The sequence below is a fragment of the Rhodococcus sp. AW25M09 genome, from assembly GCF_000333955.1.
Classification (GTDB): Bacteria; Actinomycetota; Actinomycetes; order Mycobacteriales; family Mycobacteriaceae; genus Rhodococcoides.
Genome location: NZ_CAPS01000051.1, coordinates 58,620 through 74,638, shown reverse-complemented (window position 1 = coordinate 74,638; position 16,019 = coordinate 58,620). Strand labels below are relative to the sequence as shown.

Here is a 16,019-nt window from a genome sequence, read left to right as displayed (position 1 = left end):
GCATGAACGACGCGCTTACCGAATCCCGCACCTCACGGCGGATCGCTGTCATGGTGTTCGACGGGGTGAAAATGCTCGATTTCGTCGGCCCCGCAGAGGTATTCGTCGAGGCGAATCAGCAACCCGCCGTCGATTACGAGGTGGTGATCCTCTCTCCGCGCGGTGGGGAGGTGAGCACCTCCATCGGGACAACGGTGTCCACCCGCCCGGTCGCGCAATCCGGAGAGTTCGACACCGTGATCATCGCAGGTAGCGAATTCGATCCGGTTCGCCTGGTCACCGCAGACCTCGTCGATGCCGCAGCCGATCTTGCAGCGCGGACCCGCCGGATGGCCTCGGTGTGCACAGGGGCATTCGTACTCGCCGCGGCCGGCCTTCTCGACGGCCGCGCCGCGACGTCGATCCGGATGCCATCTTCGTCCGCGACGGGGACCTGTACAGCTCGGCCGGCGTGGCGGCGGGGATCGATCTTGCACTGGCTCTCGTCGAGGACGACCACGGACCCGAAGTGGCGCGGGCCGCGGCGCAGGGACTGCTGGTGTACATGCAGCGAGGCGGCGGACAATCCCAGTTCTCGTCGTCCCTGCTGGGCCCGATCCCTCGCACCGGGGCGGTCCGCCGGGTGGCCGACCATATCCGGGGGAACCCCCAACTGCCGCACACCGTGGTCACGCTGGCTCGGTTTGCGACCATCAGCACCCGCCAGCTCACCCGGCTGTTCCAGAACGAACTGGGTACCTCACCGGCCGAATTCGTCGCGTCGACGAGGTTCGAGTTGGCCCGCGATGCCCTCCATGCAGGATTCACCGTCGGCGAGGCTGCCCGTCGGGCCGGCTACTCGAGCTGCGAGGTGATGCGACGGGCGTTCGTCGCCCGGATAGGGGCTTCCCCGCGCAGCTACCAACAGCGGTTCGCACCGCAGCTCGGTAGCCACACGACTGTGTCTCGAAACGAGCGGTTCTCGTCGCACACAGTGGTATCGCTCGGGTAGCGCCCGACCGAGACGTACACCATGCCAACCATCACAACATCGGACAATGTCGAGATCTTCTACAAGGACTGGGGGTCAGGTCAACCCGTCGTGTTCAGTCATGGCTGGCCGCTCTCCTCGGACGACTGGGACGCCCAGATGATGTTCTTCCTCGAGCGGGGCTACCGCGTCGTCGCGCACGATCGACGCGGTCACGGCCGGTCTGAGCAGGTCTCGGATGGGCACGACATGGATCACTACGCCGATGATCTGGCCGCCGTCGTCGAAGCGCTGGACCTGAGCGACGCGATCCACGTCGGGCACTCCACCGGCGGCGGCGAGGTGGTTCGCTACTTGGCCCGCCACGGCGAGGAACGCGCAGCAAAGGCGGTGCTGATCAGTTCGGTACCGCCGATCATGGTCAAGACCGACGACCACCCCGGCGGTATCGAGAAATCCTTCTTCGACGACGTGCAGGTTCAGGTGGCCACCCGTCGCGCCGACTTCTTCCGCACCTTCGCCGAGGGTCCCTTCTACGGCTACAACCGGCCAGGGGCAACACCCTCGGAGGGCATCATCGCCAACTGGTGGCGTCAGGGCATGATCGGCGGCGCGAAAGCCCACTACGACGGTGTGGTTGCCTTCTCGCAGACCGACTTCAGCGACGACCTTCGTGGGGTGAACATACCGACGCTGGTGCTGCACGGCGAGGACGACCAGGTGGTGCCCTACCAGAACGCCGGAGTGCTGTCGGCGAAGCTACTGCCCAACGGCACGCTGAAGACGTACCCGGGCTTCCCGCACGGAATGCCCACCACAGAAGCGGCGACCATCAATGCCGATCTGCTGGAGTTCTTCCGCTCCTGACGCAGCACGGTCACAACGCAGCTCGGACCGGGTTGGTACCTAGATGCTCCCGTTTTCCTTGACGTGCGCTTTGAGGCGACCGAGGGTGTCGCCGAGGACTGCGACATCGGAATCGGACAGTCCCGCAAAGAACAACCGCTGCACCAGCGCCACGTGACCGGGCGACGCGTCGAGCAGGGCCGCGCGACCGACATCGGTGATCACCGCATCGGTCGCGCGGCCGTCCGAATTCGACGCGCGTCGCTCGGTCAGCCCGCGCGTGCACATGCGCGTCAGATGGTGTGAGAGTCGGCTTCGTTCCCAGCCGATCTCGCTCGCAAGCCCGGTCAACTGCCGACACCCGTCCGTACTGTCCGCAAGGGCGACGAGTACCGAGTAGTCGGCGAGCGAGAGGCCGTGATCCTCGGTGAGTTGCCGGTTCATTTCGTAGGTCATCTGCAGCGACAGACCCATGTAGGCACGCCACGCCGATTGCTGGGTCGGCGTCAGCCAGGCCTCATCCGACTTTTTACGTGACATGTCATGTACTTTCTGGGATGCTGGATTCGGGGTAGGCGACCGTGCGAACCCCTGTTCACCAACCATAGGGGGCACAGCATGAATCAGAATTCACCCGCAGAGCTGGCGCGCCGGAACGTCGACGAAGTATTCAACGCCACCGACTCCGCACGACGGCGCGAACTCATCGAGGACCTGTACGACCCGGATGCGGTGTTCTACGACGCCGAGAACACCGCCACCGGACGCGAATCCGTCATCGATGCCATCGGTGCACTACTCGCGGATTCCGTAGGCCTCACCTTCACCGTCGCCGTGGAACCCGCGCAACTGGGCGACGTCGCTCGCATCTCCTGGGCACTGTCGCCACCCGACGCCCCGCCCGTCGCGACCGGACAGGACTTCATCGTCACGAAAAACAACAGAATCACCGAGCTGTACACGTTCGTCGATTCGGCCTAGCGTCGCCGGCTCGTTCAACGAAACAGCTACTGAACAACAACAGCTCTCGAACAACAGAGCCCCGCATCGACCGAAGTCGATGCGGGGCTCTGTTTGTGGAGCACTGTCGTCGTGAGTGGAAATTCGTAGTGGGCTACGAAGTTCCGCGCACATGCGACGAAGTCGCTCTAACGGTATTCGTTGGAGAAACCGTAGTCGTCGAGCGGCACTGCAGCGCCGGTTCCCTGGCCGAAGCCGTCCGGGCTGTAGTACTGATCGTCGTACGACGGCACCGCGTATGCCGCGGCACGCGCCTCTTCGGTCGGCTGCACCGTGATGTTCCGGTACCGGTTGATGCCGGTACCAGCCGGGATGAGCTTACCGATGATGACGTTCTCCTTGAGACCTATGAGCTTGTCGCTACGGCAGTTGATCGCCGCATCGGTGAGCACACGAGTGGTCTCCTGGAACGACGCTGCCGACAGCCACGAGTCGGTGGCCAGCGACGCCTTGGTGATACCCATCAGGACCGGACGTCCGGCTGCGGGCTCGCCACCCTCGGAGACGACGCGACGGTTGCTCGACTCGAACTCGCTGCGCTCGGTCAGTGAACCGGGCAGGAATTCGGTGGAGCCGCTGTCGATGATCGTCACGCGACGGAGCATCTGACGAACGATCGTCTCGATGTGCTTGTCGTGGATCGACACACCCTGCGACCGGTACACCTCCTGGACCTCGTTGACGAGGTGGATCTGCACCTGACGCGGGCCCATGACTCGCAGGACCTCGTGCGGATCGGCAGCACCTTCCATGAGCTGCTGGCCGACCTCGACGTGGTCACCGTCCGCCAACAGGCGCTCGGTGCCGTCGTCGTGCTTGAAGACACGCAGACGCTGACGCTTGGAGAGCTTGTCGTAGACAACCTCTTCGCCGCCGTCGTCCGGGACGATGGTGATCTTGTAGAAACGATCGCCGTCCTCGAGCTGGATGCGTCCCGACACGTCCGCGATCGGAGCCTTGCCCTTCGGCACACGTGCCTCGAACAGCTCCTGCACGCGAGGCAGACCACCGGTGATGTCATCTCCGGCGACACCACCCTGGTGGAAGGTACGCATGGTCAGCTGAGTACCGGGCTCACCGATGGACTGTGCGGCAACGATACCGACGGCCTCACCGATGTCGACCAGCTTGCCGGTGGCCATCGAACGGCCGTAGCAGGTGGCGCAGACGCCGGTGCCGGTGGTGCAGGTGAGCACCGAACGAACCTTGACCGACGTGATGCCCGCAGCGAGCAGCGCGTCGATGGCCGGGTCGCCGAGGTCGTGTCCGCGAGCGACGACGACCGTGCCGTTCTCGTCGACAGCGTCGTTCGCCAAGGTGCGGGCGTACGTGCTGGTCTCGACGTGAGCGTCGCGGATCATCTTGCCGTCGGCGGTCTTCTCGGCGATCGTCGTGACGATGCCGCGCTCGGTGCCACAGTCGGTTTCCCGAACGATGACATCCTGCGAGACGTCGACCAGACGACGCGTCAGGTAGCCCGAGTCGGCGGTACGAAGCGCCGTATCGGCCAGACCCTTACGAGCACCGTGCGTGTTGATGAAGTACTCGAGGACCGTCAGGCCTTCCTTGAAGGAAGACTTGATCGGACGCGGGATGAACTCACCCTTCGGGTTGGTCACCAGGCCCTTCATACCGGCGAGCGAGCGAACCTGAGTCATGTTTCCGGCTGCGCCGGACTTCACGATCATCGGGATCGGGTTGTCGTCGGGGAAGTGCGCCTCCATGGCCTTACCGACCTGCTCGGTCGCGTCCTGCCAGATCTTGACCAGCGCGGAGTTGCGCTCGACCTTGTCGAGTGCGCCGCGCTGGTACTTCTTCTCGATCTGATCGGCCTGAGCCTCGAAGGTCTCCATGATCTGCGGCTTCTCCGGCGGCACGAGGACGTCGGAGATCGAGATGGTGACACCCGAACGCGTGGCCCAGTAGAAGCCGGCGTCCTTGAGCTTGTCGACGGTCTGCGCGACGACGATCATCGGGTAACGCTCGGCGAGATCGTTGATGATGGTCGACTGACGCTTCTTCGGCATCTGCTCGTTGACGAACGGGTAGTCCGCCGGGAGCAGCTCGTTGAAGATGACGCGTCCCAGAGTGGTCTGCGCGGTCCATGCTTCGCCGCGGTTCCAGCCGTCGGGGAACAGCTCGTTCTCGATGTCACGCGGCGGGCGCTGCGTGGTGAGACGAACACGGATCTGCGACTGCACCGTGAGCGATCCACGGTCGACGGCCATCTGAGCCTCGGCCGGGGAGGAGTACGCCCCGAACTCAGCCGTGTCGGTCTTGGCGTCGGCACGCTCGCCGACAGCACCGGCGTCCAGACGCGTGAGGTGGTACAGACCCGTCACCATGTCCAGACGCGGCATGGCGAGCGGACGGCCCGATGCCGGCGAGAGGATGTTGTTCGAGGACAGCATCAGCACGCGCGCCTCGGCCTGAGCCTCGGCGGACAGCGGGAGGTGGACAGCCATCTGGTCACCGTCGAAGTCGGCGTTGAACGCCTCACAGACGAGCGGGTGCAGCTGGATGGCCTTGCCCTCGACGAGCTGCGGCTCGAACGCCTGGATGCCCAACCGGTGCAGGGTGGGTGCACGGTTCAGCAGCACGGGGTGCTCGGCGATGACCTCTTCGAGGACGTCCCACACCTGGGGACGCTGACGCTCGACCATGCGCTTGGCCGACTTGATGTTCTGCGCGTGGTTGAGATCGACCAGACGCTTCATCACGAACGGCTTGAACAGCTCGAGTGCCATCAGCTTCGGCAGACCACACTGGTGCAGCTTGAGCTGAGGACCGACGACGATGACCGAACGGCCCGAGTAGTCGACACGCTTGCCGAGGAGGTTCTGACGGAAACGACCCTGCTTGCCCTTGAGCAAGTCGGACAGCGACTTGAGCGGACGGTTACCCGGTCCGGTGACCGGACGTCCACGACGGCCGTTGTCGAACAGGGCGTCGACCGACTCCTGCAGCATCCGCTTCTCGTTGTTGACGATGATCTCGGGAGCACCGAGATCGATCAGACGCTTGAGGCGGTTGTTGCGGTTGATGACGCGGCGGTACAGGTCGTTGAGGTCGGACGTCGCGAAACGTCCGCCGTCGAGCTGCACCATCGGACGAAGCTCCGGCGGGATGACCGGGACAGCGTCGAGAACCATGCCCATCGGCGAGTTACGGCCGGCCTGGAACGCAGCGACGACCTTCAGACGCTTGAGCGCACGCAGCTTCTTCTGACCCTTGCCACTGCGGATGGTCTCGCGAAGAGACTCCGCCTCGGCGTCGATGTCGAAGGTCTGCATGAGCTTCTGGATCGACTCGGCACCCATGGCACCGGTGAAGTACTCGCCGTAGCGGTCGATGAGCTCGCGGTAGATGAGCTCGTCGATGATGAGCTGCTTCTTGGCCAACTTGGTGAAGGTGGTCCAGATCTCTTCGAGACGATCGAGCTCACGCTGCGCGCGGTCACGGAGCTGACGCATCTCGCGCTCGCCGCCGTCCTTGACCTTGCGGCGCACGTCGGACTTGGCACCCTCGGCTTCGAGCTCGGCGATGTCGGCTTCGAGCTTCTGTGCACGAGCCTCGAGATCGGCGTCGCGCTGATCTGCGACGGCCTTCTTCTCGACCTCCATCTCGGCCTCGAGAGTGGAGAGCTCGTTGTGACGGAGCTCGTCGTCGACCGAGGTGATGACGTAGGCAGCGAAGTAGATGATCTTCTCGAGATCCTTCGGAGCCAAGTCGAGCAGGTAGCCCAGACGCGACGGCACACCCTTGAAGTACCAGATGTGCGTGACCGGAGCGGCCAGTTCGATGTGGCCCATGCGCTCACGACGCACCTTGGCGCGAGTGACCTCGACGCCGCAGCGCTCACAGATGATGCCCTTGAAGCGGACGCGCTTGTACTTGCCGCAGTAGCACTCCCAGTCCCGGGTGGGGCCGAAGATCTTCTCGCAGAAGAGGCCGTCCTTCTCGGGCTTGAGCGTGCGGTAATTGATGGTCTCCGGCTTCTTGACCTCGCCGTAGGACCACTGACGGATGTCGTCCGCAGTGGCAAGGCCAATGCGAAGTTCATCGAAGAAGTTGACGTCGAGCACGTAACTTCCTTTCCCCGTTATGGGTGTTGTGCTGGAAGAGCAAATGAGACAAACGCCTGCCGGATCCGCTTCGAGCGAATCCGGCAGACCACAGAACTACTGAGCGAGATCGTCGACCGTGGCAGCTTCGTTGCGGGAGAGGTTGATTCCCAGGTTGGCTGCGGCACGCTCGAGGTCTTCGTCGTCACCGTCGGCCATCGTGATGGCTGCACCGTCCGAGGACAGCACCTCCACGTTGAGGCACAGCGACTGGAGCTCCTTGAGGAGCACCTTGAAGGACTCGGGGATACCGGGCTCGGGAATGTTCTCGCCCTTGACGATCGCCTCGTACACCTTCACGCGGCCGACAACGTCGTCCGACTTGATGGTGAGAAGCTCCTGCAGCGTGTACGCGGCACCGTAGGCCTGCATGGCCCAGCACTCCATCTCACCGAAGCGCTGTCCACCGAACTGGGCCTTACCACCGAGGGGCTGCTGCGTGATCATCGAGTACGGCCCGGTCGAACGAGCGTGGATCTTGTCGTCGACCAAGTGGTGCAGCTTGATGATGTACATGTAGCCCACCGACACCGGGTACGGGAACGGCTCGCCGGAGCGGCCGTCGAACAAGGTGGCCTTTCCGTCGGATCCGACCATCTGCTCGCCGTCGCGGTTGGGAATCGTGCTCTCCAGCAGGCCGGCGAGCTGATTTTCCTTGGCACCGTCGAACACCGGGGTGGCGATGTTGCTGTCGGCCGGAGCCGCCAACATCTCCTCGGGCAGACGCTCGGCCCAATCGGGCTTGGTGCCGTCCGTGGCGATCTGAACGTTCCAACCGGTCTTGCCGATCCAACCCAGGTGGGTTTCGAGGACCTGACCGATGTTCATACGACGCGGCACACCGTGGGTGTTGAGGATGATGTCGATCGGGGTGCCGTCGGGCAGGAACGGCATGTCCTCCTGCGGGAGGATCTTGCCGATGACGCCCTTGTTGCCGTGGCGGCCGGCGAGCTTGTCGCCGTCCTGGATCTTGCGCTTCTGAGCCACGTAGACGCGTACCAGCTCGTTGACGCCGGGAGGCAGATCGTCGTCGTCGTCGCGCGAGAAGACGCGGATGCCGATGACCTTTCCGTTCTCGCCGTGCGGAACCTTGAGCGAGGTGTCGCGAACTTCGCGAGCCTTCTCACCGAAGATGGCGCGCAGCAGGCGCTCTTCGGGGGTCAGCTCGGTCTCGCCCTTCGGCGTGACCTTTCCGACCAGCACGTCGCCGTCACGAACCTCGGCACCGATACGGATGATGCCGCGCTCGTCGAGGTCCGCGAGAACCTCGTCGGAGACGTTCGGGATGTCGCGAGTGATCTCCTCGGCACCGAGCTTGGTGTCGCGAGCATCGATCTCGTGCTCCTCGATGTGGATCGAGGTGAGAACGTCCTCTTCCACGAGGCGCTGCGACAGGATGATCGCGTCCTCGTAGTTGTGGCCCTCCCACGGCATGATCGCCAGCAGCAGGTTCTTTCCGAGTGCCATCTCACCGTTCTCGGTGCAGGGGCCGTCGGCGAGGACCTGGCCGGACTCGACGCGCTGTCCCTCGTCCACGATCGGACGCTGGTTGGCGCACGTGCCCTGGTTGGAGCGCGCGAACTTGCGCATCCGGTAGGTCTTGCGCGATCCGTCGTCGGCCATGACCGTGACGTAGTCGGCAGAGACCTCTTCGACGACACCGGTCTTGTCGCTGATGACGACGTCACCGGCGTCGACAGCGGCACGCAACTCCATGCCGGTACCGACGATCGGAGCCTCGCTCCGAACCAGCGGAACAGCCTGACGCTGCATGTTCGCGCCCATCAGGGCACGGTTGGCATCGTCGTGCTCGAGGAACGGAATCATCGCGGTTGCGACGGACACCATCTGACGAGGCGAGACGTCCATGTAGTCGATGTCGTCGGACGAGACGAACTCGACCTCTCCACCCTTACGACGAACGAGAATCTTGTCCTCGATGAAGTGGCCCGAATCGTCGACCGGAGAGTTCGCCTGCGCGAGCGTGTGGCGATCCTCCTCGTCGGCAGTCAGGTAATCGACATCGTCGGTCACCTGCCCGTCGACGACCTTGCGGTACGGGGTCTCGATGAAGCCGAACGGATTGACGCGTGCGTACACCGAGAGCGATCCGATCAGGCCGATGTTCGGGCCTTCCGGGGTCTCGATGGGGCACATGCGGCCGTAGTGCGAGGGGTGCACGTCGCGGACCTCGAGGCCGGCGCGCTCACGAGAGAGACCGCCGGGTCCCAGTGCCGACAGGCGACGCTTGTGCGTCAGACCCGACAGCGGGTTGTTCTGGTCCATGAACTGCGAGAGCTGGGAGGTTCCGAAGAACTCCTTGATCGCAGCGACGACGGGACGAATGTTGATCAGGGTCTGCGGCGTGATGGCCTCGACGTCCTGAGTCGTCATACGTTCGCGCACGACGCGCTCCATGCGGGACAGGCCCACGCGGATCTGGTTCTGGATCAGCTCGCCGACGGTACGCAGACGACGGTTACCGAAGTGGTCGATGTCGTCGACCTCTACCGGAACCTCGACGCCGTCGGGTGCGGTCATCGAGGTCTCACCTGCGTGCAGACGCACCAGGTACTCGATGGTCGCGACGATGTCTTCCTCGGTGAGGGTCGACGCCACGATGGGCTGACCCGAGTTGAGGCCGAGCTTCTTGTTGATCTTGTAGCGACCCACGCGAGCGAGGTCGTAACGCTTGTCCTTGAAGAACAGGTTCTCCAGCAGGGTCTGCGCCGACTCCTTGGTCGGCGGCTCGCCCGGACGCAGCTTGCGGTAGATGTCGAGGAGAGCCTCGTCGGTACCGGCGGTGTTGTCCTTCTCCAGCGTCGCCATGAGGATCTCGGAGAAGCCGAAGCGCTCCGTGATCTGCTCGGTGGACCAGCCGAGAGCCTTCAGCAGCACCGTGACGGGCTGACGACGCTTGCGGTCGATACGGACACCGACGGTGTCGCGCTTGTCGACGTCGAACTCGAGCCAAGCACCACGGCCGGGAATGACCTTGACGCTGTGCAGATCCTTCTCGGTGGTCTTGTCGATCGAATGATCGAAGTAGACGCCCGGAGAACGCACCAGCTGCGAGACGACGACTCGCTCGGTGCCGTTGATGATGAAGGTGCCCTTGTCGGTCATCATCGGGAAGTCACCCATGAAGACCGTCTGGCTCTTGATCTCACCGGTGTTGTTGTTGATGAACTCGGCCGTGACGAACAGCGGTGCTGCGTACGTCATGTCCTTGTCCTTGCACTCATCGGTCGAGGCCTTGACCTCGTCGAATCGTGGGTCGGAGAAGGAGAGCGACATCGAGCCCGAGAAGTCCTCGATCGGAGAGAGCTCGGTCAGGATGTCCTCGAGTCCACCGGCGACACTGCTGTCTCCGCGGGCGGCTGCACGGTCACGCCAACTCTGCGCACCTACCAGCCATTCGAACGAATCCGTCTGTACATCGAGGAGACCGGGTACCTCCAACGGCTCGCGAATGTTCGCGAACGAAACCCTCCTCGGGGCTCCCGGTGTTCCGACAACTGCCTTGGTCTGGCTAGAGACTGCCAAGATGCGTCCTTCCAGCACCTCACGCGGGTCGCGCCGTTCTGTCAATCTAAACGACATGGCGACCGCCGCTGTATCTGTTTGCTATATGTGGGGCGAATTTCGGCTGGTCGCAACCAGACCGAATCCCCATCACAGCGGCCCGAAAACGAGGCTTCGGGTAACAGCGATCGAGAGGTGGACAGGAGGCAGCCAGCGCAACGTCCAAAGATACCCCAAATGTGCGCAGAGCGCAACGGGGGCATCAAAAGTAGCACCCGGGATCGATTCGCGCGTCGAGTCGGCAGCAGCGTGTCGGACCAGAAAGCGGCAGCGCGTCGAACAGCAAACGACAGCGAACTGGAAGCTGCGGAAGACGATCGAGTGCGGTCGTCACCACGGGGTGCTCCTTCAACGACAAGAGTGACCCCTGCGCCTTCCTTCGTCAAGAGGTCCGCGCGAATCCGTCGGAGGTCTAGCAATCGAGCCCGAGGTCTGATTGTATTTCTTCTGTCGCAACGGGGGTGGCGTCGTCGCGTGACCGGATGTACGGTCGGACGCTTTTTCTTCAGTGCCACAGGCATATTCACGCAGCACTCGATTCACGTCTCGCGGGGGGACGACATGGTCACGGTGGCAGCGGTCGACGCCGGATTCAGAGTCCGCGTCGAGGTTCACGACGGGCTCCGCTCGTGGCACGTCACGCCCGGCTGGACGACGTGAACAGGGGTGCGCCCGTCGTCGACTTCGTCATCACGCGTGCGCGGTGGGTACTGACGACGGTCGTCGCGGCCGTTCTCGTCTCGGGTGTATGGGGACTGGGCGTGGTCGACGAGCTCAGTCTCGGCGGCTACAGCGACCCGGGTAGCGAGTCGGCCCGGGTCGACGCGCTGGTCGAATCCCGCTTCGGTCGTGACGTTCCGGACATCGCGGTGGTCTACACCCCGACGGACGGACGAACGGTCGACCAGATCGGCGAGACCGTAACAGCCGGCCTGAGCACCATCGACGAGTCCGCACTGGCTCGCGATCCCATCACCTACTGGACGGTGCCCGATACCTTCGCCCCCGGCATGCGTTCGTCGGACGGGCAGTCGGCCCTCGCCGTACTGATTCTGACCGGCGACGAGGATCGGCGCATCAAGACCTATCAGGACCTGCGCGAGCAGTTGACGATCGACGGCGTGACCGTGCAGTTCGGTGGATTCTCGGCCATCGCCGACGCGTACAACGAGCAAGCACGCGCAGATCTGGTGCGAGCCGAGACCATCACCTTCCCCATTCTGCTGGTGCTGCTGCTGCTCATCTTCGGTGGACTCGTCGCCGCAGCGATTCCTCTGGTGATCGGCGGCCTCAGCGTGCTGGCCTCACTGACCGTTCTCAGAGCATTGAACAGCGTCACCGAGGTGTCGGTATTCGCCACCAATATCGCGTCCCTCGTCGGACTGGGAATGGCCGTCGACTACAGCCTGTTCGTGCTCACGCGGTGTCGCGAGGAGGTTCGCAGCGGCCGCGGAACGGCAGCTGCGGTGCGCCGCACGATGTCCACGGCCGGCCGCACCGTGGCGTTTTCGGCCCTGTTGCTGGTCTGTGGGTTCATCGGCATGCTGGTCTTCCCGCAGGCGATGATCCGCTCGCTGGGCTTCGGCGGCATTGCCGCTGTCGCCGTCGCCGCGGTGATCTCGCTGACCGCCCTTCCGGCCGCGCTCGCCCTCCTCGGACCCCGCATCGATTCGCTGAGTTGGCGCACGGGCGCGATCGACCGCGGCGACGCGCGGGCGCAGAAGTTCTGGGGCACTGTCGCCGACCGGGTGATGCGCAGGCCGATCCTCGTTGCGGTCGCCATCATCGGTGTGCTGGCCGTGCTCAGCGCCCCTGTCTCGGGGGTCGCGCTGGGAGACCTCGACCACACGGGCCTGCCTCGGGGCGCACCTGCCCGCATCGCCACAGAGAAGTTGTTCACCGATTTCACGCTCACCAACACCGGCGTCACCGTCCTCATCGAATCGGATACCGGTGCACCGCCGAGCCCGAATGCCATCGCAGAAGTCACCGCTGCCATCGGCCGCGCGGACGGTGTCGCGGCAGTGATTCCCGGCGGTGCCGCCGACAATCTGGCCGTGGTCGACGCCATCATGACCTCGGCCGACCGCACCCCGGGTGCACTCGCCACTCTCGACCGGATCAGGTCGATTCCCGCCCCCACCGGGACCACGCTGCGAGTGGGCGGCAGCACCGCAGCGAGCGAGGACGGCATCGCTGCGATCTACTCCACCATTCCGTGGATGTTGGCCATCATGGTGTTGGCCACGTTCACCATGACGACACTGGCGTTCCGTTCGATCGTGCTCAGCCTCAAAGCGATTGCGATGGCGATAGTCAGCCTGGGTGCCACGTTCGGCGTGCTCACCTGGATCTTCCACGACGGCAACGGTGCCGGAGCGATCGGCGTCACGCCTGGGCCGCTGCAGTCCACGATGAGCATCCTCATCATGGCAGTGGTGTTCGGCCTGTCCACCGACTACGAGATCTTTCTGCTCTCGCGCATCGTCGAGGCCCATGACAACGGTGCCACCACCCGAGAAGCGGTACGCATCGGAGCAGCGCGCACCGGACGTGTCGTGACAGCCGCTGCGCTACTGCTGATCACCGTCACCGCGTTCTTCTCGTTGTCGGAACTGTCCATGATGCGACTCGTCGGCGTCGGCATCATCGTCGGGCTCCTCATCGACGCCACCATCGTGCGAATGATGCTGGTGCCTGCCCTCGTCACACTGATGGGACATGCGAACTGGTGGCTCCATCCCACCCCGAGACGATCGGGATCCACCGACGACGACGGGTCCGGGGTACACCGAGTGGCGCGGACCCCGGACCCGGTCGACTACTGACTGCCTTCGCGCCAGCGCGTGGCTTCCGCGAGTGCGAACCCGTGGACGTCGGCCAGCTCGCCCAATCTCTCGACGCTGTCACCGTCGAGACTGGTACCGATGCTGCGGAGTCCGAACTCTCCCGACAGCGCAATCAGCATCGTCTCGGCCATGCAGGCGTACGTCAGGCCGGGAGCCAACCCGTAGGTCAACCCGAAATCCGAACCCGACGGCACCCGAACGATGCCGCCGTCGAACACCGTCACGTCCGGCCGCTCACCTCGCACGTCACGGCCGATGTTCGGGGGCTGCGCAACATCGCACACGATGGCACCCTCCATCAGGTCCGTCGGATCGATCAGCGCATGCGGTGCAGATGTCGCAGCGATCACGATCAACGAATCCTTCACCGCAACAACGGGATCGGTGAAGAACTCGATGTGCTGCGACCTGATCAGATCATCCAAGTCACCACCGACCGTATCGGCAGCAACCGCGAGATCCCCCGAGCCGGAGCCGGCCCTCGCGCCGGCCACCATCTCCTGCGCCGCGGCCCACAACTTCGGAGCGATGACCGAACTCTCACCCTGCCTACCGACCAACGCAATACTCCCGACTTCGCCGGCCAACTGCCTGCCGATGGTCCGACCGATCGCTCCGGCAGCGCCGAGAATCGTCACCCTCGCCCGCCCGACATCGATACCGCGTTCACGGCACACGCGTCGAACAGCCCGCAGACTCGCCGCGGCGGTGAACGTGTTGCCAGTGGTGATCGGCCGAGCTGTTACTCCGAGACCCAGCCCGTTCCCGGTGATCACCGATGAATAACCGCCCAACCCGACGACCGTTGCACCGCGTGAGATCGCCAGTTCGACGGCACCGCCCACCACTGCCAGCGCACGCTGGGTCGGCAGCTGCAGCAACTGCTGAGAGGTGTACGGCAGCCCTATCAGATCACCGTGCGCCGTCGCGTCCCCGCCTCCGACGACCCGGCCGCTGCCGATGACGAACGACGCGGGTTCGAGCTCGGACGTCGACGCCGCGAACCGCTCGAGCAAGTCCTGTCGCTCGGAGTCGTCGAACACCTCGAGCGCCGGGTCGAATGCCGCGAAGAACCCGAGATCGAGGGGATGCGCGATGAACGCGAAACGTCGATCGGTGGGCCGTACCGCGATGTCGGGGGTACGCCCGGGACGCAGCGCCGCGAGGGCAGGCGGCGTGGCGACGGTCGGACGGCCCAACAGGTGCCCGAACAATCCGTCCATGTCTCCGGCTGCCGCGTAGCCCAACGCCCGGTCCAGCGCGGCGACCAGACGCGAGCACTGCACCCCGGACACCGTGAGCGGCGGCTCGATGCGAATCACCCTGTTGCCGAACAGAGTCGGAGCCACTCGGATCCCCTCGACATTGAGCAGGTACGAGCAGATCACCGCGGAGAGGTTGTGCTGATCTGCGATCGATCCGAGCAGCGACTGCCGTCCGACGAAGTTCACGTCCGCGGTGAGTTCGATGCCCAGCAACAGTCCGCGGCCGCGTACCTCGGTGACCACCGACGGATACTTCTCGGCCAGCGCGCTCAGATCGTTCTTCAGCCGATGGCCGAGTACCGCCGCATTCTCCACCACCGCGCAGCCATCCCGAGTCAGTTCGTCGAGTACCGCGATACCCACCCGTGCAGCCAACGCGTTCCCCGCGAAGGTCGACGTGTGTCGTAGCGCGAAGCTCTCCCCCACCAACTCCGGGCGGCTCAGCACCGCGCCCACCGGCACGATTCCGCCGCCGAGCGCCTTGGCGAGAGTCAGAATGTCCGGCACCACGCCGTCGTGCTCGGCTGCGAACATCCGGCCCGTCCGGCCGAGCCCGGTCTGCACCTCGTCGAGTGCCATGAGCACCCCGTGCCGATCGCAGATCTCCCGCACGCGGCGCAGGTATCCGTCGGGCGGGCACACCACTCCACCCTCACCCTGAATCGGCTCCACCAGAAACACTGCATAATGCCCGGGTGCTGCCGCCAGGGCCGCGTCGAGCGCATCCGAATCCCCGAACTCGATATGATCGAATCCCTCGACCGGAGCGCCGAAACCGTTCTGATACTTGATGTTTCCCGTCGCAGACAAGGCACCGAGGGTCTTACCGTGGAAGCTGTTCGCGGTGGTCAGCACACCCAGCCGCCCGGTGTGCGCTCGGGCGATCTTGAGCGCGACCTCCGTCGCCTCGGTACCACTGTTGACGAACGTCGTTCGCGTCAACCCCTCTGGGGCCATGCGCCCCAACCGATCTGCCAATTCACCGGCCGCGCTCAGCACCGAGGGCTGCACGAAAATTGCCTCCCCGCTGCAGCGAACGTCGTTGACCGCCTGCCAGATCGGAGTGGGACCGTGCCCGAACGGAAGGGCTCCGTACGCCCCCGCGAAGTCGAGATAGCGTCGGCCCGAGGCGTCGAACAGGACCGTCCCGTCGCCGCGCACGTACTCGCGATCCAGGTTCAGCGCAGACAACAAGCGATACAGTTCGGGATTGACGTGCTCGGCAAAGCCCGATCGACCGGACCGGGATTCCAGCACGGAAAAATCGATAGTTGTGTCAGTCATGACCAGCATGCTCCGTTTTCATCGGATCCACCCCTGGCTGTCCGAGCGTGAAAATGGTTGTCCCGAACAACCAGGG

7 protein-coding genes and 1 pseudogene are annotated in these 16,019 nt (G+C 64.3%); 4 read left to right on the top strand and 4 right to left on the bottom strand.

What is annotated here, in order from left to right; translation table 11 throughout:
• The first annotated feature begins 2 nt into the window (after window positions 1-2).
• Window positions 3-991: pseudogene (locus tag RHODMAR_RS09700) on the top strand (GlxA family transcriptional regulator).
• Window positions 992-1,012: 21 nt separating this feature from the next.
• Window positions 1,013-1,837, top strand: a complete 825-nt coding sequence (locus RHODMAR_RS09695) for an alpha/beta fold hydrolase (protein ID WP_008713889.1) — start codon at window positions 1,013-1,015, stop codon at window positions 1,835-1,837.
• Window positions 1,838-1,876: 39 nt separating this feature from the next.
• Here the strand turns inward: RHODMAR_RS09695 and RHODMAR_RS09690 are convergent, their stop codons facing one another.
• Window positions 1,877-2,356 carry a MarR family winged helix-turn-helix transcriptional regulator gene (locus tag RHODMAR_RS09690; protein WP_008713887.1) on the bottom strand — a complete coding sequence of 160 codons (480 nt, stop codon included), beginning with the start codon at window positions 2,354-2,356 and terminating at the stop codon, window positions 1,877-1,879.
• A gap of 78 nt (window positions 2,357-2,434) precedes the next feature.
• Between RHODMAR_RS09690 and RHODMAR_RS09685 the strand changes: the two genes are divergently transcribed.
• Window positions 2,435-2,797, top strand: a complete 363-nt coding sequence (locus RHODMAR_RS09685) for a nuclear transport factor 2 family protein (protein WP_008713885.1) — start codon at window positions 2,435-2,437, stop codon at window positions 2,795-2,797.
• Between the two features lie 167 nt (window positions 2,798-2,964).
• On the opposite strand, the gene RHODMAR_RS09680 is transcribed toward RHODMAR_RS09685, so the two are convergent.
• Together RHODMAR_RS09680 and rpoB are read right to left on the bottom strand one after the other, a co-directional pair.
• Window positions 2,965-6,921, bottom strand: a complete 3,957-nt coding sequence (locus RHODMAR_RS09680) for a DNA-directed RNA polymerase subunit beta' (protein WP_008713884.1) — start codon at window positions 6,919-6,921, stop codon at window positions 2,965-2,967.
• A gap of 96 nt (window positions 6,922-7,017) precedes the next feature.
• Window positions 7,018-10,524 carry a DNA-directed RNA polymerase subunit beta gene (gene rpoB, locus RHODMAR_RS09675; protein ID WP_042938574.1) on the bottom strand — a complete coding sequence of 1,169 codons (3,507 nt, stop codon included), beginning with the start codon at window positions 10,522-10,524 and terminating at the stop codon, window positions 7,018-7,020.
• A gap of 650 nt (window positions 10,525-11,174) precedes the next feature.
• Between rpoB and RHODMAR_RS09665 the strand changes: the two genes are divergently transcribed.
• Window positions 11,175-13,373 (top strand): MMPL family transporter, encoded by a 2,199-nt coding sequence (locus tag RHODMAR_RS09665; protein ID WP_008713881.1) that lies wholly within the window; start codon window positions 11,175-11,177, stop codon window positions 13,371-13,373.
• Here the strand turns inward: RHODMAR_RS09665 and RHODMAR_RS09660 are convergent.
• Window positions 13,367-15,943: an aminotransferase class III-fold pyridoxal phosphate-dependent enzyme gene (locus RHODMAR_RS09660; protein WP_042938594.1), complete on the bottom strand. Its 2,577-nt coding sequence runs from the start codon at window positions 15,941-15,943 to the stop codon at window positions 13,367-13,369. The genes RHODMAR_RS09665 and RHODMAR_RS09660 overlap by 7 nt on opposite strands.
• Between the last annotated feature and the right edge of the window lie 76 nt (window positions 15,944-16,019).